Origin of the sequence: Polaribacter sp. BM10 (assembly GCF_002005425.1) — a bacterium.
Taxonomy (GTDB): domain Bacteria; phylum Bacteroidota; class Bacteroidia; order Flavobacteriales; family Flavobacteriaceae; genus Polaribacter; species Polaribacter marinaquae.
This window is the reverse complement of sequence record NZ_CP019704.1, coordinates 3062874-3085306: the sequence shown is the minus strand read 5'-3', so window position 1 is coordinate 3085306 and position 22433 is coordinate 3062874. Positions and strand designations below refer to the sequence as shown.

Annotated in this window: 23 protein-coding genes and 1 tRNA gene; 8 read left to right on the top strand and 16 right to left on the bottom strand. The window is 30.4% G+C overall.

What is annotated here, in order from left to right; genetic code table 11:
* The first annotated feature begins 21 nt into the window (after positions 1-21).
* From BXQ17_RS13575 to BXQ17_RS13565, 3 genes are all read left to right on the top strand, one after another.
* On the top strand, positions 22-999 hold the full coding sequence (locus BXQ17_RS13575; RefSeq protein ID WP_077811158.1) for a pyruvate dehydrogenase complex E1 component subunit beta: 978 nt from the start codon (positions 22-24) through the stop codon (positions 997-999).
* A 169-nt stretch (positions 1000-1168) separates the two neighbouring features.
* Positions 1169-1696, top strand: a complete 528-nt coding sequence (locus BXQ17_RS13570; protein WP_077811157.1) for an inorganic diphosphatase — start codon at positions 1169-1171, stop codon at positions 1694-1696.
* A 245-nt stretch (positions 1697-1941) separates the two neighbouring features.
* Positions 1942-4227: a sodium-translocating pyrophosphatase gene (locus BXQ17_RS13565; protein ID WP_077811156.1), complete on the top strand. Its 2286-nt coding sequence runs from the start codon at positions 1942-1944 to the stop codon at positions 4225-4227.
* Positions 4228-4297: 70 nt separating this feature from the next.
* Here the strand turns inward: BXQ17_RS13565 and BXQ17_RS13560 are convergent, their stop codons facing one another.
* A complete protein-coding gene (locus tag BXQ17_RS13560) occupies positions 4298-4885 on the bottom strand; it encodes a hypothetical protein (RefSeq protein WP_077811155.1) in 588 nt (195 codons plus the stop codon).
* A gap of 192 nt (positions 4886-5077) precedes the next feature.
* On the opposite strand from BXQ17_RS13560, the gene BXQ17_RS13555 reads away from it, so the two are divergent.
* Complete coding sequence (locus tag BXQ17_RS13555) at positions 5078-6082, top strand: App1 family protein (protein WP_077811154.1); 1005 nt, start codon at positions 5078-5080, stop codon at positions 6080-6082.
* Positions 6083-6134: 52 nt separating this feature from the next.
* Here BXQ17_RS13555 and BXQ17_RS13550 read toward each other — a convergent pair whose 3' ends face one another.
* The 3 genes from BXQ17_RS13550 to BXQ17_RS13540 all read right to left on the bottom strand — a co-directional run bounded on the left by BXQ17_RS13550 (position 6135) and on the right by BXQ17_RS13540 (position 7532).
* Positions 6135-6296 carry a DUF1328 domain-containing protein gene (locus BXQ17_RS13550; RefSeq protein WP_077811153.1) on the bottom strand — a complete coding sequence of 54 codons (162 nt, stop codon included), beginning with the start codon at positions 6294-6296 and terminating at the stop codon, positions 6135-6137.
* 192 nt (positions 6297-6488) lie between these two features.
* The gene (locus BXQ17_RS13545) at positions 6489-6938 is read right to left on the bottom strand and encodes a PA2169 family four-helix-bundle protein (RefSeq protein WP_077811152.1); all 450 of its coding nucleotides are present in this window, start codon (positions 6936-6938) and stop codon (positions 6489-6491) included.
* Positions 6939-7091: 153 nt separating this feature from the next.
* On the bottom strand, positions 7092-7532 hold the full coding sequence (locus tag BXQ17_RS13540) for a hemerythrin domain-containing protein (RefSeq protein ID WP_077811151.1): 441 nt from the start codon (positions 7530-7532) through the stop codon (positions 7092-7094).
* Positions 7533-7681: 149 nt separating this feature from the next.
* Between BXQ17_RS13540 and BXQ17_RS13535 the strand changes: the two genes are divergently transcribed.
* Positions 7682-8713 carry a helix-turn-helix transcriptional regulator gene (locus tag BXQ17_RS13535; protein ID WP_077811150.1) on the top strand — a complete coding sequence of 344 codons (1032 nt, stop codon included), beginning with the start codon at positions 7682-7684 and terminating at the stop codon, positions 8711-8713.
* Positions 8714-8806: 93 nt separating this feature from the next.
* On the opposite strand, the gene BXQ17_RS13530 is transcribed toward BXQ17_RS13535, so the two are convergent.
* The 5 genes from BXQ17_RS13530 to BXQ17_RS13510 form a co-directional block, all read right to left on the bottom strand.
* A complete protein-coding gene (locus tag BXQ17_RS13530; RefSeq protein ID WP_077811149.1) occupies positions 8807-9007 on the bottom strand; it encodes a DUF6327 family protein in 201 nt (66 codons plus the stop codon).
* An 11-nt stretch (positions 9008-9018) separates the two neighbouring features.
* Positions 9019-9366 (bottom strand): hypothetical protein, encoded by a 348-nt coding sequence (locus BXQ17_RS13525; protein ID WP_077811148.1) that lies wholly within the window; start codon positions 9364-9366, stop codon positions 9019-9021.
* A 4-nt stretch (positions 9367-9370) separates the two neighbouring features.
* A complete protein-coding gene (locus BXQ17_RS13520) occupies positions 9371-9703 on the bottom strand; it encodes a YtxH domain-containing protein (RefSeq protein WP_077811431.1) in 333 nt (110 codons plus the stop codon).
* 214 nt (positions 9704-9917) lie between these two features.
* A complete protein-coding gene (gene pckA, locus BXQ17_RS13515) occupies positions 9918-11528 on the bottom strand; it encodes a phosphoenolpyruvate carboxykinase (ATP) (protein ID WP_077811147.1) in 1611 nt (536 codons plus the stop codon).
* Positions 11529-11621: 93 nt separating this feature from the next.
* Positions 11622-12002: a DUF423 domain-containing protein gene (locus BXQ17_RS13510; protein WP_077811430.1), complete on the bottom strand. Its 381-nt coding sequence runs from the start codon at positions 12000-12002 to the stop codon at positions 11622-11624.
* Between the two features lie 72 nt (positions 12003-12074).
* Here BXQ17_RS13510 and BXQ17_RS13505 point away from each other — a divergent pair, with 72 nt between their 5' ends.
* Positions 12075-13445, top strand: coding sequence for a saccharopine dehydrogenase family protein (locus BXQ17_RS13505; RefSeq protein WP_077811429.1), 1371 nt, complete (start codon positions 12075-12077; stop codon positions 13443-13445).
* Positions 13446-13454: 9 nt separating this feature from the next.
* On the opposite strand, the gene BXQ17_RS13500 is transcribed toward BXQ17_RS13505, so the two are convergent.
* The 4 genes from BXQ17_RS13500 to BXQ17_RS13485 all read right to left on the bottom strand — a co-directional run bounded on the left by BXQ17_RS13500 (position 13455) and on the right by BXQ17_RS13485 (position 15427).
* Complete coding sequence (locus BXQ17_RS13500) at positions 13455-14177, bottom strand: tRNA1(Val) (adenine(37)-N6)-methyltransferase (protein WP_254712385.1); 723 nt, start codon at positions 14175-14177, stop codon at positions 13455-13457.
* Positions 14178-14260: 83 nt separating this feature from the next.
* Positions 14261-14347, bottom strand: a tRNA-Ser gene (locus BXQ17_RS13495).
* Between the two features lie 2 nt (positions 14348-14349).
* Positions 14350-14874, bottom strand: a complete 525-nt coding sequence (gene rimM, locus BXQ17_RS13490; protein ID WP_077811146.1) for a ribosome maturation factor RimM — start codon at positions 14872-14874, stop codon at positions 14350-14352.
* A gap of 19 nt (positions 14875-14893) precedes the next feature.
* Positions 14894-15427, bottom strand: a complete 534-nt coding sequence (locus tag BXQ17_RS13485; protein WP_077811145.1) for a 30S ribosomal protein S16 — start codon at positions 15425-15427, stop codon at positions 14894-14896.
* Positions 15428-15732: 305 nt separating this feature from the next.
* Here BXQ17_RS13485 and BXQ17_RS13480 point away from each other — a divergent pair, with 305 nt between their 5' ends.
* Together BXQ17_RS13480 and BXQ17_RS13475 are read left to right on the top strand one after the other, a co-directional pair.
* Complete coding sequence (locus BXQ17_RS13480; protein WP_077811144.1) at positions 15733-16179, top strand: PA2169 family four-helix-bundle protein; 447 nt, start codon at positions 15733-15735, stop codon at positions 16177-16179.
* A gap of 164 nt (positions 16180-16343) precedes the next feature.
* Positions 16344-16970, top strand: a complete 627-nt coding sequence (locus BXQ17_RS13475; protein ID WP_077811143.1) for a Crp/Fnr family transcriptional regulator — start codon at positions 16344-16346, stop codon at positions 16968-16970.
* Positions 16971-17008: 38 nt separating this feature from the next.
* Here the strand turns inward: BXQ17_RS13475 and BXQ17_RS13470 are convergent, their stop codons facing one another.
* From BXQ17_RS13470 to BXQ17_RS13460, 3 genes are all read right to left on the bottom strand, one after another.
* Positions 17009-18049 (bottom strand): alkaline phosphatase D family protein, encoded by a 1041-nt coding sequence (locus BXQ17_RS13470; RefSeq protein WP_077811142.1) that lies wholly within the window; start codon positions 18047-18049, stop codon positions 17009-17011.
* Between the two features lie 11 nt (positions 18050-18060).
* The gene (locus BXQ17_RS13465; protein ID WP_149025916.1) at positions 18061-19065 is read right to left on the bottom strand and encodes an endonuclease/exonuclease/phosphatase family protein; all 1005 of its coding nucleotides are present in this window, start codon (positions 19063-19065) and stop codon (positions 18061-18063) included.
* A gap of 69 nt (positions 19066-19134) precedes the next feature.
* Positions 19135-22296: a carboxypeptidase regulatory-like domain-containing protein gene (locus BXQ17_RS13460; protein ID WP_254712384.1), complete on the bottom strand. Its 3162-nt coding sequence runs from the start codon at positions 22294-22296 to the stop codon at positions 19135-19137.
* Positions 22297-22433: the final 137 nt, after the last annotated feature.

Below are 22433 nucleotides of genomic sequence, written 5' to 3'. Positions count from 1 at the left end.
ACAAACAATAATTTAGATTCAATGAAGACAGTTCAATTTAGAGAGGCAATTTGTGAAGCCATGAGCGAAGAAATGCGCAGAGATGAAAGCATTTACTTAATGGGTGAAGAAGTTGCAGAATATAATGGAGCTTATAAAGCTAGTAAAGGAATGTTAGACGAGTTTGGTGCAAAAAGAGTTATAGATACTCCTATTGCAGAACTTGGTTTTGCAGGTATTGCAATTGGTTCTGCTATGAATGGCAACAGACCTATTGTAGAATACATGACTTTTAACTTCTCTTTAGTTGGTATTGATCAAATTATTAACAATGCGGCAAAAATTAGACAAATGTCTGGTGGGCAATTCAATTGTCCTATCGTTTTTAGAGGACCAACTGCATCTGCAGGTCAATTAGGAGCAACACACTCTCAAGCATTTGAAAACTGGTTTGCAAACACACCTGGTTTAAAAGTTATTGTACCCTCTAACCCATACGACGCTAAAGGATTATTAAAAGCAGCTATTAGAGATGATGATCCGGTAATTTTTATGGAGTCTGAACAAATGTATGGTGATAAGATGGAAATTCCGGAAGGAGAGTACATTATACCAATTGGTGTTGCAGACATTAAAAGAGAAGGTACAGATGTAACTATTGTTTCTTTTGGTAAAATTATTAAAGAAGCTTACAAAGCTGCAGACGAATTAGCAAAAGACAATATTTCTGTAGAAATTATAGATTTAAGAACTGTGCGTCCTATGGATCACGCAGCTATTTTAACTTCTGTAAAGAAAACAAATAGATTAGTAGTTTTAGAAGAAGCTTGGCCATTTGCAAGTGTAGCGTCAGAAATTACATATAGAATTCAAAACGAAGCATTCGATTATTTAGATGCTCCAATCAAAAGAATAACTACTGCAGATGCACCAGCGCCTTACTCTCCTGTTTTATTCGAAAAATGGATTCCGAATGCACAAGATGTTATAAAAGCAGTAAAAGAAGTAATGTATATTTAATACACAATTTTACATAAATTTTAAAAATCCTTTTTTCTTAATTTGAAAAAAGGATTTTTTCATTCTAAATAAGTTCGAAAACCATTGCGCAAATACACTATAAAATATATTGAAAAACTTATAAGATTTACTACTTTTGCAATAAGTTTAAAAGATAAATAAGAAATTTATGAGTTCAGAAGATAAGAAGACTTTTGATGTTTTAATAGAGATACCTAAAGGAAGTAGAAATAAATATGAGTATGATTTTGATTTAAATAAGATTCGTTTTGATAGAATGTTATTTTCTTCTATGATGTACCCTGCAGATTATGGTTTTGTACCAGAAACTTTAGCTTTAGATGATGATCCGTTAGATGTATTAGTATTAGGTCACGAGCCAACTTTCCCTATGTGTGTTATTGAAGTAAAACCAATTGGTGTATTTCATATGACTGACGAAAAAGGACCAGATGAAAAAATTATTTGTGTGCCAATTTCAGATCCTATCTGGAACAATAAAAGTGATATTTCTGACTTAAATCCTCATAGATTAAAAGAAATAGAACACTTCTTTAAAGTTTATAAAGATTTAGAAAAGAAAAAAGTAGATGTTGGTGGATGGGGAGATGCTAAAGAGGCTTACCAAATATTTTCTGAATCTGTAAAAAGATATCAAGAAAGCGACTACAAAAAAGTAGATCAATTTAAAATCTAAATACATTTTATAAGTATTTTAAAAACTCTTTAAATAATTTTAAAGAGTTTTTTTTTGCTTCTAACTTTATTCCAAATCATATTTTTATCATATTACCATAAATCAATTATTCAGAATAACTATTAAAAAAATTACATAATCTTTTATTTTAAGCTTATTTTATGTGAAATTTATTTTTTTATAGACTTTAAATTGAATTTATTACATTTACAATCATTTTTTAACTAATCAAATAAATTTAATATATGGAATCACTAATGATTTGGATGCCGATTGCAATGGCAGTATTAGGTTTAATCTACATGTGGATTAAACAAACTTGGGTAATGAAACAAGATGCAGGAGACGGTAAAATGAAAGAAATTTCTGATTACATTTATGAAGGTGCGCTTGCTTTTCTAAGCGCAGAATATAAGCTATTAGCAATTTTTGTAGTTATTGTTAGTATTGCACTAGCAGCGGTTTCTTTTATTGTACCTACCACTCACATCTTAATTGTTGTTGCCTTTATATTTGGTGCTGTTTTTTCTGCTTTTGCAGGTAATATCGGTATGAAAATAGCTACAAAAACAAATGTTAGAACTACACAAGCAGCAAAAACAAGTTTACCAAATGCATTAAAAATTTCTTTTGGCGGTGGTACTGTTATGGGGCTTGGTGTTGCAGGTTTGGCTGTATTAGGCTTAACTGCTTTCTTTATTGCTTTTTACCAAAAATTTATGGGCGGAGTCTGGACTTCTACCACCGATATGACAATTGTTCTAGAAACTTTAGCTGGTTTTTCTTTAGGTGCAGAATCGATTGCTCTTTTTGCTAGAGTTGGTGGTGGAATCTACACAAAAGCTGCAGATGTTGGTGCAGATTTAGTAGGTAAAGTAGAAGCAGGAATACCCGAAGATGACCCGAGAAACCCAGCAACTATTGCAGATAATGTTGGTGATAATGTTGGTGATGTTGCAGGTATGGGAGCCGATTTATTTGGTTCTTACGTTGCTACCGTATTGGCAGCAATGGTTTTAGGAAATTATGTTATTAAAGATATGGGCGGAAGTATAAACGACGCTTTTGGAGGAATTGGCCCTATTTTATTACCAATGGCAATTGCAGGTGCTGGAATTATAATTTCTATTATCGGTACAATGTTGGTAAAAATTAATGATAACAACGCTAAAGAATCTCAAGTTATGGGAGCTTTAAATAAAGGAAACTGGACTTCTATTATTTTAGTTGGTCTTTCTTGTTTTGGTTTAGTTACTTGGATGCTACCAGAAACTATGACTATGGAGTTTTTTGGTGAAGGACTACAAGAAATTTCTTCTATGAGAGTGTTTTACGCAACTTTAGTAGGCTTAATTGTAGGTGCAGTAATCTCATCTGTAACCGAATATTATACCGGATTAGGAAAATCTCCTATTCTTAAAATTGTACAACAATCTTCTACAGGTGCAGGTACAAATATTATTGCAGGTTTAGCCACAGGTATGATTTCAACTTTTCCTTCAGTATTATTATTTGCTGGTGCAATTTGGGCTTCTTATGCTTTTGCTGGCTTTTACGGAGTCGCATTAGCTGCTTCTGCAATGATGGCAACTACAGCTATGCAATTAGCTATTGATGCATTCGGGCCAATTTCGGATAATGCAGGTGGTATTGCAGAAATGAGCGAACAAGAACCAATTGTAAGAGAGCGTACAGACATTTTAGATTCTGTAGGTAATACTACAGCTGCAACAGGAAAAGGTTTTGCGATTGCTTCTGCTGCTTTAACTTCTTTAGCTCTTTTTGCTGCTTATGTAACATTTACAGGAATAGACGGAATCAACATTTTCAAAGCTCCAGTTTTAGCAATGTTATTTGTTGGCGGTATGGTACCAGTTGTTTTTTCTGCTTTGGCAATGAATGCCGTAGGTAAAGCTGCTATGGAAATGGTACAAGAGGTTCGTAGACAATTTAGAGATATTGCAGGTATTATGGAAGGTACAGGAAAACCAGAATATGATAAATGTGTAGCAATATCTACACAAGCATCTTTAAAAGAAATGATGTTACCAGGTTTATTAACTATTGGTTTCCCTTTAGTAATAGCATTTCTTCCTTTGGCTTTTGGTATGGATAAATTAGCTATCGCAGAAATGTTAGGTGGTTATATGGCAGGTGTAACAGTTTCTGGAGTTTTATGGGCAATTTTTCAAAATAATGCTGGTGGAGCTTGGGATAATGCAAAAAAATCTTTTGAAGCTGGTGTAGAAATTGATGGAGAAATGACGTATAAAGGTTCTGATGCTCACAAAGCAGCTGTTACTGGTGATACTGTTGGAGATCCTTTTAAAGATACTTCTGGTCCGTCAATGAATATTTTAATTAAATTAACTTGTTTAATTGGTTTGGTTATAGCTCCTATTTTAGGTGGACATACCGAAGATAAAGTTCAAGGTAAAGAGGTTAAAAAAGAAATAATAATGCAAAAAGACAATAAACTTGCAAAAATTTCTAAAACTGAAACTGTAAACAAAAGTTATAAGTTAAAATAAAATACTTTAAAAATAAGAACATAAAAAAAGCTGCATTAACTGCAGCTTTTTTTATCAATAATAAGATAAATTATTTCTTATAAATTACTTTGTAATCATCACCAATTTTTTGGTTTAAGTCTTCTATTGTTTTAAAATACTTATATCTTGTATTAAAAATTCTATCTGGTTTTTCACCAACAATATAATATTTTACATTTAAATCTGGTGCGTTTAATGTAATCTGATCTGAGATTCTCATCTTTTTATCATTTATAGATTGATCCATTTCTTCTAACTTAGAAATAACAACTAAATTATTGTTCATGGCTCTAATCTCTTTGATGTCAATCTTGTGCTCTTTATCTGTAACTTCAACTTCTACCATTAAAGTTTGCTCTTCCTTTTCTAACGTATCATCATCATTTGGCATATCTACATCTACATAAGGTACTTCTACCTCTGTTTCTTCCATTACCACCACTACTTTAGGCACTTTTACAGTTTTAGTTGTTGTACCTACGTTTACATCTGCCCAATCTACATCAAAAGATGGTAATTGTCCTGCTTCTGTATCTACATCAATATCTACATCTGGTAATTTAGTTTTTTTCGTTTGATCTACATCACAGCTATACAATATAGTTGCTGCCATTATTGTCATAATAATTTTTTTCATAATATTTAAAATTTTGGTTAAACTTAATATGCTCTTTATATAAGCATATGACAAAACTAAAGGTATTTAACAGTTCTTATTAGCTCAAAAAAAAATCTTCTTAACTCAAATAATAGTAAGAAAATTCATTACTTCCTTTATACAATTAGTATTTTTGTTTGAACCTAATTAATTTATAAGCCCTAATAACACATGTCACTTTTCAGCAAAGATCCTTTACAAATAATTGTTTTTAATAGTTATGGTAGCGATACACATTTTTATGTCAGAGGTAGAGCTTTACAAGATGAAAATATCAACCTAGAAAAAAACAATATTTTTAGTTTGTTTGTAAATACCTGGAAGCGTTTTGAAAGTGATGAGGTTCGAAATACAGCCTTAACAATTCTATTACCAAATAACCATAAAATTGAAACTAAAACAGATAATAAAGGTTATTTTGAAGTTTCTGAGACCTTAAATAATTTAACTAGTTTAACTGATACCGAAGGGTGGTTAAACTTTAAAATTTCGTTTACCAATACTAATATCAATAGAAAAATTACCAAAAACAATATATTTTTAGGTAAAATGTTGATACCTAAATTAACAGTAGACTACGGAATTATAAGCGATATAGACGACACCATTTTACATACAGGCGTTGTTTCTAGAATGAAATGGCGTGTACTTATAAATACATTTTTTGTTTCTCCTTTAAAAAGGAAAGCGCTTGTTGGTGCTGCAGAGTTTTACAACTTGTTACATCTTGGTAAATCTGGCAAAAACGCAAACCCTTTGTTTTATGTTAGTCATAGTCCTTGGAATTTATATCGATATTTAGACTTTTTTCTTGAAAAAAATAATTTTACGGAAGGAGCTGTTTTGCTAAGAACTGCGGGTAGTATTTTTAAGAAAAAAACTATTGAAGAAAAACCACAAAAACAAAACGAAATTAGAAATATTCTTAACACTTATAACGATTTAAAATTTATCTTAATAGGAGATGCGGGTGAACATGATGCTGATATTTATATGGAAATCACTAAAAATTATCCCAATAAAATAAAAGCTATTTATTTAAGAAGTGTGCTACACAGTAAAAAAATGGAACGCATTAAGTTATTGATAGAGAATTATAATGACACCGAATTTTTTATTGTTGATTCTTCTAAAGAAGCCATAGATCATGCAAAAAAACATCATTTTATTGCATAAAAAAACTGTTTAAATTTAATTAAACAGTTTTTTTATATATAAAGTTTTGGTTTTATCTTTTAACTCCGCCTCTAATTAAAGAAAGCACAAATAATACTAAAAATACAAAAAATAATATTTTAGCAATTCCTGCAGAAGCTCCTGCAATTCCTCCAAATCCTAATACTGCAGCAATTAATGCAATTACTACAAATGTGATTGTCCAACGTAACATAATTATAAAGTTTTAATGGTTAATATATAAATAGATATTCCTATTTCTTACATTACAAATTTACTTGGTTTATAGTGCTTTACTTAACTCTAATAAATTGATTATTAACTCTAATAGAAAACAAAAAGTAACTCTAACAAAAAAAAAGATGCCTTGCAGCATCTTTTTCGAGTTCTAACTAAAGTTTAAATCTTATGATATTTCTTCTAAAGATTTAATATTGTAAAGACCAGTTTCTATAGTAGCTTTTTGAGATTCTAACACATCTTTAGTACTACTTGGTAAACTTGTTTCTTTTAAAACATCATTATATTCTTCAATAGAAGCTTTCTCTCCTCGTATTGCTTCTTCTAACATAGACTCTTCGTCATCTAAAGAAAATAAAGATTTAACGTCCATCCAAGCTCTGTGAGCTGTTCCTGTTAAACTACCACCTTTATCTACATCTTGGTTAAAAGATTTGATTTCTTTTTTTAATTCGTGCCCAAAAGTATATCTCTCTTCTGCCTTTCTATTAAAGTATATTTTAAGAGAATTGTTTTCTATATTTTCTGCAGCCTTTTTAAAACCTTTTTCTGCATCATATGTTTTCTCTAAAAGAGCATTTAATTTCTGTCCAACTTCTTGTGTGTAAGTATTCATTTTTCTATTTTTTTTTATGAACGCTCGTTTCGTTTTAAGATGCCAAACGCTTTACATCTATTTGATATTTCAAAATTAGCTCTTATCTAAAAGAACTATTAGTGCAAATACTTTTATAATTAACTCTATAAATTTTTAGAGTTTTTTTTATATTTATACAGCTATGTTTTCTTTCATGTACTTTCTATAGCTAGTTGCCAAGGTAGTTTTTTGTTTTTCTGAAAAAACTTTACCTGATAATTGAAAAAATTGATGTTCTTCATCTTCTAAATGATGCTCTACTTTTTCTTTTAAATCTTTTGCTGTTTTTAACCATGCAGAAGAATCGTAGTCGGTTTCTTCTAACTTTTCTATCAACTCATCTATTTCATGATGTTCTGCAATACCGTGTCTTGCTTTTTCTTGCATCATATCACTAGTAATTAAAGGCTTGTAAAAATGACGTTCTTCTGCGTTTGCATGCACTTCTAACTCTTCTTTTAATTCTTTAAATAATTGATCTCTTAAGTTTGTGTCTCCAGAAGTATCAACTAATTTGTCTAAAAGTTCTCTTTGCTTGTCGTGGTCTATTCTTATTTCCTCGTAAATGTTCATGATATATTTTTTTTATTTGTTCAAATTTACAGCCGAAATCGAAAATTTTTTAGCTCTTTTCCTAAAAGTATTAATCGATATGATTTTTCTAAATAATTTTAAGTTATCTTTATAAGTAGAACGTTTTCAGCAACCTCAAGTAGTTAATTATGATAACAATTGATATAATTGCCAACAGTCAGAAAGATTTACTTGAACAAATACAGCAGAAAATTGGCGGTTCTATTATAAATAATTGGAACGAAAGTATTCTAACCATAGACAATGAAAATGCTATAGGTTCTTTACGATTTATACCTTTTGATTGGGGAGTGAATCTACTAGATTTTGACATTACACTTCGAAAAGAATTTATTTTTAAAATCTTGGCGCAACCAGAGTTTAATCCTATACGATTTTTATATCCTTATGTTGGTTCTTTTAAACATCGATTTGGTATAGACAATACAGAGAAAAAGGTAGAACAATTTCAATCTTTAATTTTCACAAATAAAACAGGTGGTTATAATTACCTACATTTCATCAAAAACGAACACTTAAATCTAAATTTAATAGAAATTGTAAGAAAACAATTTTTACAAAAGAGAACCTCTAACGTTTCTAGCCTAAACAAAAAATTATATGAAGTTTTTGTTGATACGGATCATGAAAATCGTTTTTCTAATTATGGTACGCTTAATTTAAAAATGGCCGATTTAATTAAGAAGCTCAAAAAAGTAAAAGGAAAGGGAATGCTTAGAATTCTTAAAATTGAAGCTGTTGTGTACGAAATATTGTCTTTACACATTCAACAACATAATAGACTTTTAGCTGGTGTGCCACTACCAACTTCTTTAGATAAAAGCGAATTAAAAATTATTAGAAAGTTAAGTGCTCTTATTTTAAAAAGACCAGAAAAAGATTATTCATTAGAAGATTTATCTTTAAAATCTGGTTTAACGCAATCGAAATTGCAAGATGGTTTTAAATTTTTATACAATAGAACAGTTACAGAATATATAAGACATGTTCGATTAGAATCTGCTAGAGATTTAATTAGAACTACAGATTTAAATATTTCTCAAATAGTATATACAATCGGTTTTAGTAGCAGAAGTTATTTTTCTAAAATATTTAGAGAAAAATATGATATCACTCCTAATCAGTTTAAGAAAAAATTAACCGCAGTATTAGAGCAATAAAAAAACCTCAGCGCGTTAACGCTGAGGTTCATCAATCAACCAACCACTTATTCGAATATTATAAAAACAATCGAATAACTTTGCTGTTATATTTTATTTAAAAATCTTTTTTATAAATACTAAAGCACTGTATTTACTTAAAAACTTTAGAGAACTACTTAATATATTTAATGGCTTTAAGCTTTGTTCAAAATCATTTTTTACACCTTTTAATTCTTCTAATGCAATATCTCTTTCTAAAGCTAATTGCTTTAAATCTCTGTCAATTTCCTTAAAACTAGTATAGTTTTTCATAACTTTTATATTTAATTAAAAAATACATCAGACATTTTACTAATAACTTTTTTATCTAAAGTTTTTCTAAAAAGATAACAAAGCAATGCAATAACAATTATAATTCCTGCTACAGCTAAATACCCTAAAGCACTACTGTTAAAAAGTTCTCCTAATGCTATTGCTGCCGATATTGATAAGAAAACAAAGCCAATAAAAGCCAAACCTCCTATTAAAAGTATTTTAGCAATCATACCTATAGTTAAGGCAGAGATTTGAAACGCTTTTAATTTTGCATGCTCGTAAGATTTTGAAACAAACTCTTTACCAGCATCTGTACCTTTGTCTGCAGAATTACTAAAACTTTTAAAAATGCTCATCTATTTAGACAGATTTTTGTAATTTTTTATTTTTCTCTTTTAACTCTTTCAGCTTTTTCTCTAAAGTAGTAATTACATCTTCTGCTTTATGACTAACGTTAGAAACTACATTTTCTAATTGCGTATCTAAAGTTTCTTTTTTGTCTGAAACAGTAGAAGAAACTTGACTTTGCAGTTCAGAAGCTCTTTCTGTTATTTTGTCTTTTGCTGCAATCGCTTCTTCAGAAATTCTCTTTCTTGTTTTTTCTCCTTTATCTGGTGCAAATAAAATACCTAAGGTTGCCCCTATAACTGTACCTGCTAATAAACCTACTACTGTGTTGCTACTATTGCTCATATTTATTTTTTTATGGTTAACTTTCTCTGTTATTCTAATTATTGCAATTTCTGTACCATTATAAGTACACCACAAAGATAATTTGAAAGAGTAGTTTACATTAACTCTATAACTTCAAATCTTGACTCAAACCAATTTTTAATGAAAAATAAGCTTAAAAACACAAAAAACACCTCAAAAAGAAGTGTTTTTATCAATAATATATGTTTTTTATCTAAAAAGCATAACGCTGTGGTCCTCCTCTACGGATGTCTTCACTAGCTACATCTTCAAATTGTTTAAAGTTGTGTCTAAATGCATTTGATAATTTAAATGCCGTTTTATAGTAAGCTTCATCATTGTTCCATGTAGCTCTCGGGCTTAATAATTCTGTTGGTACACCAGGACAACTTCTAGGTTGTGCCACACCAAAAACTGAATGAATATGATAATCTTCATATGTATAACTTCCTAAATCGCCGTTTAAAACAGCAGAAATCATTGCTCTTGTATATTTTAATGGCATTCTTCTTCCAACACCATATTGTCCACCAGACCAACCTGTATTAATTAACCACACGTTTACACCTGCATCTTTCATCTTCTTACTCAGCATTTCCGCATATTTAGTTGGATGTAAAGGCATAAAAGGCGCACCAAAACACGCAGAAAAACTTGGTGTTGGTTCTGTTACACCTGCTTCTGTACCTGCAACTTTAGCTGTATAACCAGATATAAAGTGATATGCAGCTTGGTTAGGTGTTAATTTAGATATTGGAGGCAATACACCAAAAGCATCTGCCGTTAAAAAGAAAATATTTTTAGGATTTTTACCAATTGATGGTTTTTTAATATTTTCTATATGATAAATTGGATAACTAACTCTAGTATTTTGTGTTATTGATATGTCTGCAAAGTCTATTTCACCTTTATCATCCATAATAACATTTTCTAAGATTGCTCCTTTTTTAATGGCACCAAAAATTTCTGGTTCTTGCTCTTTAGAAAGGTTTATTACTTTGGCATAACAACCTCCTTCAAAGTTAAAAACAGAGTTTTCTGCAGTCCAACCATGTTCATCATCACCAATTAAACTTCTGTCTGGATCTGTTGAAAGTGTTGTTTTACCTGTACCAGATAATCCGAAGAAAATAGCTGTATCACCATCTTTACCAACGTTTGCAGAACAATGCATTGGTAAGGTGTTTTTATAGACTGGTAAGATAAAATTTAAAGCAGAAAATATTCCTTTTTTAATTTCACCAGTATATCCTGTACCACCAATTAAAGCAATTTTTCTTGTAAAGTTTAAAATTGCGAAGTTATGCTGACGTGTGCCATCTACCGCTGCATCTGCCATAAAACCAGGTGCATTAACAACTGTCCATTCTGCATCAAATGTTTTAAGTTCTTCTTCCGTAGGTCTTAAAAACATATTATGAGCAAACATATTACTCCAAGGATATTCGTTTACAACGCGAATATTTAATTTATAATCTTCGTCTGCACAAGCATAAGAATCTCTTACAAATAATTCTTTATCCGAAAGGTAATCTGTTACTTTGTTATAAAGTGCATCAAATTTATCAGCGTCAAATGGTAAGTTAATATCACTCCACCAAACTTGGTCTTTGGTAATATCATCTTTTACGATAAACCTATCTTTTGGTGATCTTCCTGTAAACTCTCCGGTATTAACCGCAATTGCGCCTAAAGAAGATTCTACACCTTGTTCTTTTTCTAAAGTTTCTGCATGCAGTTCATCCGAAGTTAATTGGTAGCGAACAGTTGCATTTCTGATTCCTAAATTTTCTAACGAAATCGATTTCGTATTTAGATTTATCATTTCTATAATTTTAGTTGTGTTTCTATTATTACACGACAAAATTAAACAATATTTTTTTACAGAAAAGTTATTTACCTCTTTTTTATGAATATATTATTTATTTGATATTTTTTTTACGAATAGTGTAATCATTAAAATCCAACCAATTATAAAAAACAAACCACCCAGTGGTGTTACAAACCAAATAGATTTTGCCGTAATTGAAGTTAAATTTATTGCATAAATAGAACCTGAAAAGAATAAAATTCCTAAAAAGAAAAATAGACTTATCCTATTTTTTTGAGAAATTGAAAATTCGTTATAAGTATTTACAAAAAGTAAAACTATTACATGATACATTTGATATCTAACCGCTGTTTCGAAACTAAGCAACTCTGTTGCAGATAAACTTTCTTTTAATGCATGTGCGCCAAAAGCACCTAAAACAATAGCCAAAGCACCAAGCACGCTAGTAATAATTAAATTTTTAAACATTTTTAATGGTTTTTGTTTAATTTTAAACAATTAATGTATATTCGTATTACATACAAAAATACATCTTATTCCATGAAAAACATCCTAATTATTGGCGCAGGTAAATCTAGTTCTTCTCTTATAAAATATCTTTTAGACAAATCTGAACAAGAAAATCTCTACGTTACAATAGGAGACGTATCTGTTGATAATGCAAAAAAATTAATTGGAAAACAAAAAAATGCAAAAGCTATTCAATTGGATGTTTTTGATCAAGAAAATCGCTTAAAGTGTATCGAAAATGCAAATATTGTAATTTCTATGTTGCCTGCAAGATTTCATATTGAAGTAGCAAAAGATTGTATCAAATTAAAAAAACATTTGGTAACCGCTTCTTATATATCCGAAGAAATGAAAGCCTTAGATTCTAAAGCAAAAGAAAATGGTTTGGTATTTATGAATGAAATTGGTGTAGACCCAGGAATTGATCACATGAGTGCAATGCAAGTTCTTGATAAATTAAGAGAAAAAAATGCCAAATTACTTTTATTTGAATCTTTTACAGGCGGATTAGTAGCACCAGAAAGCGATACTAATTTATGGAATTACAAATTTACTTGGAATCCGAGAAATGTAGTTTTAGCAGGACAAGGCGGTGCCGCAATGTTTATACAAGAAGGAACTTACAAATACATACCTTATCATAAATTATTTAGACGTACAGAGTTTTTAAAAATTAATGGAAGCGGAGATTTTGAAGCCTATGCTAACAGAGATTCTTTAAAATATAGAAATGTTTATGGTTTAGAAAACATACCAACAATGTACAGAGGCACCATTAGAAAAGTTGGTTTTTCTAGAGCATGGAATATTTTTGTGCAATTGGGTATGACAGATGATACATACATCATAGAAAATTCTGATAAAATGAGCTACAGAGATTTTGTAAATCTATTTTTAGCCTATTCACCTTCGGATTCTGTTGAACTAAAACTACGTTCTTATTTAAAAATTGATCAAGATGATATTATGTGGCAAAAATTAGTTGAGCTTGATCTTTTTAATCCTAAGAAAATTATTGGTTTAAAAAGCGCAACCCCTGCACAAATGCTACAAAAAATTCTCGAAGATTCTTGGACATTGCAAGAAGATGATAAAGACATGATTGTTATGCAACATTTATTTGGTTACGAATTAAACGGAGAAAAAAAACAAATAGAAAGTAGCTTAGTTGTTATTGGCGAAAATCAAAAATATACTGCTATGGCAAAAACCGTTGGTTTACCGGTTGCAATTGCTGCTTTAAAGATTTTAAAAGGCGAAATTAAAACTCCGGGAGTACAACTACCTATATCTAAAGAAGTGTACGAGCCAATTTTAAAAGAATTAGAAAATTACGGAATAAAATTTAAAGAAAAAGATGTGCCTTATTTAGGTTATAATCCAAATAACGTTATTGGCTAACATAAAAATTTACATATTTAAATAAAAATCTTTTGTAAGATTTTTATAAGCTTCTGTATATTCATGTCGAGAGATTTCTATTGTTAAATTTTCTATCGAAAATTCTTTTTCAATAAAAGAAAACTCTAATAAACTTCTTTTAATTTCTGATGTTTCTGTGCCTTTAACTCGGCAAATTCTAGTAGGAAATAAATGATTTTTTTTTGCTAAATCAATAAAACTCGTTTCTTCTTTAAAAGGAATAATTACAGAAAAAACACCCGATTTAGATAAAATTTTTGCTGTATTACTTATTAAATCTTCAAATGATAAAGCCGATGTAAATCTAGCTTTATTTCTGGCATTATCATCGGTTTCGAAATTATCTGTATAAAATGGCGGATTAGAAACTATAACATCATACTCTTCTTCTTCCTCCTCTATTTCGTCTGCAAATTCTTTAAAAGTTGCATTGTAACAATACAAACGATCTGCCCAATCAGATTTTTCAAAATTATCTACACTTTGTTCGTAAGCACCTTCATCAATTTCTACAGCATCAATAGTCATTGCATCACAACGTTGTGCTATCATTAAAGAAATAACACCTGTACCAGAACCAACATCTAAAACAGTATCTGGATACTCACCTAAAGAACACCAAGCTCCTAATAAAACACCGTCTGTACCAATTTTCATGGCAGTTTTATCTTGATGCACCGTAAACTCTTTAAATCTAAATGGTTTTGACAAAATATTAGTTTTTTAAACTAAAAATTCTGTGTTTAATTACACAGAACTTTTTAAATAATTAAATTTTAAATATATTTTTTTAGCAGAGAGAAAGGGATTCGAACCCTTGGTACCGTTACCAGCACACTACCTTTCCAGGGTAGCCTATTCGACCGCTCTAGCACCTCTCTTTTTATAGATAAAGTTCTATAAGTCCGTTAGGAGTTTCAACTTCTATAGTTTTATTTTCTCTATCAACCTTTTTAATAAAATCGTCTACCATTGGTATAAACACCTCATTACCATCTCTATCGATTTCAAATAATGGTTGAGCAGCTTTGTCATTTATATGAACAATTGTACCAACTTCACCAAAATTAGCATCAGTCACTGTAAAACCTATTACTTCGTGGTAATAAAACTTATCTCCGGTTAGTTTTGGTAACATTGTTGTGGGTAAATAAACACCACATTTTAAAATTGAATCTGCTTCTTCTTCAGAGTAAACATCTTCAAACTGCACACGTAGTTGATTACCTTTATGTAGCGAGCTTTTATCAATAAAAAATGGAACCAGGTTTGTGCCAAATTCGACATAAACTGATTCCATATTTTTGTACAACTCGGGTTCGTCTGTATCTAACTTGATAACAACTTCTCCCTTAAAACTATATTTTGTTACGATTCTGCCTAAATAAAAACAATCTTCTTTACGCATATTCGTATAACTTTATAATTTATTCTGCTGCTTTTTCTGCTGCTTCATCAATAGTTTCTGGAGCTGCTTCTTCTGTAGCAACTTCTTCAGCAACCTCTTCTACAACTGGTTTAGCTGCTTCAATTCTTGCTTCGTTAACTGCTTTTTCTGCTGCTAAAGCTGCTGCTTTTGCATCAGATTGAGCTTTAGATAAACCTGCTTCTTTATCAGCAATTTTTGTAGACTTTGCCTCTAACCAAGCTGCAAATTTTGCATCTGCTTGCTCTTGAGTTAAAGCACCTTTTCTAACACCACCAGCTAAATGATTTTTTAACATTGCACCTTTGTAAGATAAAATGTTTTTTGCAGTTTGCGTTGGTTGTGCACCATTTTGTAACCATTGTACAGCTTTATCTACGTTTAAGTTGATTTCTGCAGGGTTTACGTTAGGATTGTAAGTACCAATTTTTTCTAAGTATTTACCATCTCTTTTTGCACGAGCATCAGCGGCAACGATCCAATAGAATGGTTTCCCTTTTTTACCGTGTCTTTGTAATCTGATTTTTACAGACATAATTTGTTAATTTTTTAAGGTTCTCGACCTTGATTATTAATAATCTTACCATCTCGTGGTAAGTGGGCGCAAAAATACAACTTTTTTTCTATTAATCAACTATTATATTGGCTCACAATGATTTTGATTAAAATGTTAAAGCTTAACCCATTATTTTAACATTAAGACCGTTAAAAATAGTTAAGAAATCATAAACCTTGTTAAACATCTTTTATCTTCTAATTTAGCTTGTATCTTTGAGTTGCAGATGCGAAACAATACACATCTATAAAGAACGATATTGAAATTAAAATGAAAATGACACAATGAAGTACACAGAAAAAATTTCGAATAAGTTAAACGAATTACTAGAGAAAAATTACGATGCAGAGAAAGGATATTTAAATTCTGCAGAAAACGTAGAAAGTTCTAATTTAAAAATTTTCTTTAAAAATAGAGCTTCAGAAAGAAGCCAATTCGCAAAAGAATTAAGAACAGAAATATTGTCTTACGGCCAAATCCCGGAAGATGACGGCTCTTTTAAAGGTGCAATGCACAGAAACTGGATGTCTTTAAAATCTTTATTTAGTACAAATGATGAAGAGGCAATTTTAGAGGAAGCTTTAAGAGGTGAAAAAGCAAGCTTAGAAGAGTATAAAGAGATTCTAAAGGAAGATGCTTTTGCACCATCAACAAGAAAAATGTTAGAACAACAGCAGCAAAAAATTCAATCAGCTATTAATATTTTAATGGTCGAAGAAGAATTAGCATAGTTAATAAATAGTAAAATTTGAATTTGATAATAGTTAGTTAATTAAAAGTCAATCCTTAATTGGATTGGCTTTTTTTTTTATAAAATGATGTTAAATAATAATTGCTTAACATTAGAGCATGCTTAAAAAATTACATTTATCTGCTAAATCAATTAAACAACGTAATGAACGATATTAGACCCATTAATAAAGGTTTTGAAGATTTTAAGCTTTTACCCTATTTACATAGTTTAAACAAACCAATTAATGATCAATTAATATTTGAGATTGATGTAAAAAAGAACGATTACATCTATTTACCACCAAACAAAGACAATTTTATTTACGAAATAATAACAGGTGCGGTAAAATTAGGTGGCTATTCTGATGACGGTGATAGTTTTGTATATGAAGTTTTACCTCATAATGAGTTTTTTGGTAATTTAAAATATCTAAATGGTATTTTTCAAGAATACGCAAAAGCTTTAATCGATTGCAAAATAAGATTATATGACTTAGATTTTTTTAAAAACTTAACTACAACAGAACCTGCTGTTACAAATTGGTTTATTTCTTACATTGTAAAAAGATGGTGTTCTGCAGAGGTGAAATTAAAAACGATTAAAGAAAAAAACATCGAAGATAAAGTAAAGTCTTTACAAGAATATTACAATATCGAAGTTACAAATACAAAAGGGCAACGTTTTTTATTGAGTAATCTACTTTCTAAAAAAGACATGGGTAACCTTATTGGAGTCACCCGTCAAACTGTTGCTACAACACTTCAAAAAGAAAAACAGCTCGTCTTTTAAATACTGAAATAAAATAATATTTAGAGTAACACTTTTAATTATTTTAATGGATAAACTTGCTCTATTTTTTGCTGCAAAGTATCATCTCCTCGCATTTCCATTTCGACACTATTTTTGTCAAAATTAATTTTTAACACTCCGAAACTTGTTGACGAAACAACCTTACCAATTCTTGCCGGATTGTATTCTTTTGTAAAATTCTTACTTGCATGCGTCATTCCACTAGAAGTAAAATCAATTAACGGATATGCTAAACCACTTACTTCTTCTTTAGAAAACTCTGATATATGACGATCTCCAGATAATAGAATTACATTATTAGCTTTTGAAGACACAATTACATCTAACATTTTTTTACGTTCTAACGGAAAATTTGCCCATTTTTCATACGGATGCTTTTCTGCTATTACTTGTATACTACTTAAAATGATATTAAACTGTGCGTTAGAATTAACTAATTCATTTTCTAACCAAGCCCATTGTTTTTCTCCTAAAATAGTACGATTATCTTGATCTCCGTTTACGCTTTTTTTACTGATATCTGTTCTAAAATAACGAGTATCTAACAACATAATTTTCACAGAACCTTTAGCCGTTTTTATAACTTCTGAATGATAAACGCCTTTTCTATTTCTTCTAGCAGAGTTTTTATCAACTCCTAAGAAATCTAACAATAACTCCTGACTTTTTTCTTTTTTCGGATATTCTACACCCGCATCATTTGCACCAAAATCATGATCATCCCAAACTCCTAAAATTTTTGTTTGTTTTAAAAGAGCATCATAACCTTTTTGCTTTTTTTGAAGATTATAATCTGCTTCCATTTTAGCCATATCTTCTGTATCTGCATAAATAATATCTCCTCCCCAAAGCCATACATCTGGGTTTACAGCTGCAACATCATCCCATAATAAATTCTTTTGATTCGGTTTATTACAAGATCCAAAAGCAAGTGTAAAATCTGCAGTTTTATCGTTTGTAGATTGTTTTGAAGCTGTATTGTTTTCAGTTGATTTAAAAGTTGTTTTACATGAATACACTGTAAAAGCAACAAATACTATTATTATAATTTTTTTCATTGATATTTTTTCTAATTAATGTTAAATTTCGCTACCACAGGTAAATGATCACTAATAATGCTCATTTTATTAGCATTGTATAATTGAGGTACATCTGCAGATTTTTGAATATATTCTTTAAACATATTTGTGTTTATCAAGATATAATCTAATCTACGTTTAGGATCTTTAGAATTGTGCGTCATGATGTTTTTTGGCAAAGGATCGATAAATCTTTCTTTCTTCACTTTTTCATTTAAAAACATATTTATTTCTTCACTGTTTTGTAAACTATTAAAATCTCCAAGAACCATAATGTTTTTATTTTTATCCTCTTTTAAAAAACGTTTAAACTGCTGTTTTAAAAAGTTAATCTGTCCTTTTCTCATTGCTATATTTCTCTCTCCTCTACCAGCTTTTAAATGAACACCTGTAAGAAGAAAATTATAATTTTTACTTGGATACACTTCTATAGACCACATTCTGGTATTTAAATTATTTTGAGTTTGCGCTAATCCGTTTTCATCTTTATAATTTAAAACAGGCGTTGTTACATTACCATAACCGTATATTACACCCAAAGGCACTTTGCTCATTATAACTACATTCATATACCAACCATGACTTGGTATATCTGCAAAGTATTTATATCCTAAGTTTTGCAATTTAGTTGCTGCAATATTTTTTAAAAAGCTAGCACTTTCAAACTCTTGAAGCACAACAATATCTGCATTTATCTTAGTTAAAGCACCCGCTAGATAAGCTACTTTATTGCTCATTAAAGAGTCTGGGTTATTCTCTCTTTTAGAATCTATATAAGGGTTATCGAAAGCATCCACAAAATGTTCTACATTCCATGTTAAAACTTTAAAACTTTTTTTATTTACAAACTTATAATCAACTGGTAAAACGGCTCCGGTTTTATTTGCTAGATAATTTTCTTTAGCAAAAGAATTATCTGTATCGATAAGATTTTTAGATTGAGAACAACCAATAATCATTAATAAGGTTACAACTATATATATACTATATTTCATAAATTACATTTTGTTAAAAAAAGGCCTGATAATAATTTACCAAGCCTTAAAAACTAAATCAACACTATTTTAATTAAAAGAATATCTAACACCTAATTGTAATCTCCATGGAGTTCCATTAATTGGTTCTGTACCTGCACCTGTTTGTACACTATAAGTATAACTTTTGGTATTTTGATCGAAACCAGTGATATTCATAAAATTTCTTCTTCTACTAAAGTTATTTGTTCTTCCCCATTCTTTGTTAAGTAAGTTCATAAAATTGAAAACATCTGCAGAAAACTCTAAAGCACTTTTAGAACCATTAAATTCAATTTTTTTCTGAAGACGAAGATCTACAGTTGCTCTAAATGGGTTTTTACCACCATTTCTTTCTGCAAAACCACCAAAACTTTCTCTTAAATACTCTTTAAAACCATCTGTAGTTTCTGGATCGTTTAAGATCTCGTTGTAATCATCTACAATATTTTGTGGAGTACTAGGATCTGCTGGATCGTAGATATATGCAATATCATTGCTCAAGTTAAAATCTCCGTTTGCACTTTTGTTTCCTGAAGTATGTAAAGAATATCTAGATCCGCCAGTACCTACAACAGTAGCACCTAAGGTAAAACCTTTCCAAGTTGGTGTTGCACCGTTTACAACAAGTTTAGTATCAAAATGATTATCAGAATACCCATAATTTAAATCTCTAGGATCTCCTGTAACAGGTAAAAAAGTAGATGTATTTGCAACACAACAGTTGTAAGAAGAATTATCTTTAGAACTATTTACGGTAAAACTTGCGTTTAAATAACCGTCTTCACCAATTTTTGCAGAACCTTCTACAACTAAAGCTAAATTATCTAGAATTCCATCAGAATTTAAAACCAACGTTCTTCCAACTAAATCAGAAGCTCTTGACGCTGTCCAATCTGCTCTTCCGTTTGAAGGAATTGTATTTGCAGGCACAAAAACTTCTCTTCCTTCTGGTGTTACAAAATAAGGCTCTGAAACTAAATTAGCTTCTTGATAAACATAATTATTCTTAGTATGACTAAAAATAGCGTTTACACCCAAACTATATTTATCTCCGAAAAAGTGTGTATAATTTACGTTTGCCTTGTATATTGTTGGAATTTCAAAATCTGGACTTACAGCATTTATTGTAGAAAACGGTGTAACACCTGCTGGCACACCTGGAACTGTGCTTGGATCGTTTCTGTAACCAGGAAAATCTGGAGAAGGAACATCTGCACCTGTAACATCAACAGCACCAATTAATGTTCCGCTATTTTGTATATTATTTACTTGCGCATAATAATGTGGCTGAGAAGTAAAAATACCTCCACCAAGTTTTAAAATATCTGTGTCTTTTCCTTTAATATTCCAAATTAATTGAAACCTTGGCTGAATATTATCAAAATCTTCTGGCTTTACATCTGTACGAATTCCTAACTCTTGAAAAACTAATGGATTAAATTCTGCCGAATTAACAAATGCTGTTGCGTCATATCTAACGCCTGCAGAAAAATTTAAATTAGGATTGATATCAAATTCTACTTGTCCGAAAACTGATAAATCTAAAACGGTTTGCTTTACCAAAGTAGAACCTTGTAACGGAACTTCTCTTGCAAATCTAGACGGATTTAAGTTATCGAAATCGTCTAAAGAATCGAAGAAAAAACGACCATTTTGCTCATTTGACAACTGCGTTTCTAATGCAGTTATCATATTATCTGTACCAAAAGTAAAATTCAACTTTCCTTTAGTTAAATAGGTTGTGTTAGAAATTTGTATTTGATTTTCTAAATTTGTTTCTGGTGTAAAACGCTGTCCACCTAACTGCACACTTCTATTACTTGTTTTTCCGTTTGGCAAAACAGATTCTACTTGTACAATTGCTCTTGGTATGTTTTGAGAAGGCAATTCAGAATTCGGACTAAATATACGTTCTGCACGTTGATATTGCACTTTAAATTCGTTAGTTACACTTGGCGTAAAAACAGAACGTAAAGACAAAAACATACTATTTTCTTTTGATACAAAATCAGAAAAAGATTCTGCAATCTCAATACTAGAATTATCACTTACACTAAAAGGATTGTCCCATTTATTATACAAATTTCTAAATGTTAATCTATGCTTATCATTTATTTGCCAATCAAGTCTAAAGAACAGGTTATTTGCCTCTGTTACTCTATCAAATTGACCAATTTGCTGTGAATTACTTACACCATATTTATCTCTACCAATCTGTAAAAATCTATTTAAATTACCTTCAGTTATTCCTAATCTATTCGCATCGTCGTCACTTTCTATATTTGCGATAAATTGAGGATCACCGGCATCTTGTCTTTCGTAAACTAAGAAAAAATGTAATTTATCTTCAATTATTGGTCCTCCAATACTTAAACCAGATTGCGAATTGTAAAAATCTGCACTTCTTTCTTGACCTTGTATTGTATATTGACTTTGTAAATTATCTGCTCTGTGATAAAAAAATGCACTTCCTTCAAAATTATTTGTACCAGATTTAGTAACCGAAGTAATAGAACCACCACCTTGTCTACCTTGTGTAACGTCATAATCGTTTGTAGACACTTCAAACTCTCTAATTGCTTCTTGAGAAATTGTATAAGGTCCACGACCAATTTCTCCTGCTGTTAGTGTATTTCTAAAATTTACACCATCAATAGTAACATTTGTAGATGTTCTTCTTTGCCCACCAAGATTTATGCTTCCGCCACCTTGTAAAGGAGACAAGCTTGTTAATCTTGTAAAATTTCTTCCTTCGGATGGTAAATTTTTAATTTGACCTGCTCCAATTTTTGTTGAAGCGCCTACTTGTTGTATTCTTTTTACAATACTATTTGTAGAAATAACAATTTCACTTAAAGAAGTAGAAGATTCTTGTAAAGTAAAATCTAAAGAGATTGCATCGTTAAGGTTTAACATAAAACCTTTTTTAACAGCATCTTGAAACCCTAAAAATTTAGCAGTTACATTATAAGGACCACCCAAAGGCAATTGCTGTATTTTATAATTACCGGTTTCATTAGTTGTTGTACCAGATGTAAAACCAGTAGCCGTGTTTTTTACAATAACAGTTGCGCCCATTAAAGGCAAGCCTTCTGCATCTATAATTTTACCTTTAACAGTCGCATTTGTAGCCTGACCATAGGTTTGATTACTGTTTAAAAACAACATACCAAAAGCAAATAATGCTACAATGGTTATTCGTGTTTTCATTATTGATAGTTTCATAATTTAAATAAAAGTTAGGTTTTTAATTAACCTCAAAACTATAATCGAAAACAGCATAACCGATGTTAAATATTAACATTGATAAAGACTTAATATTAACTTAAGATAGATTTAATATTAAA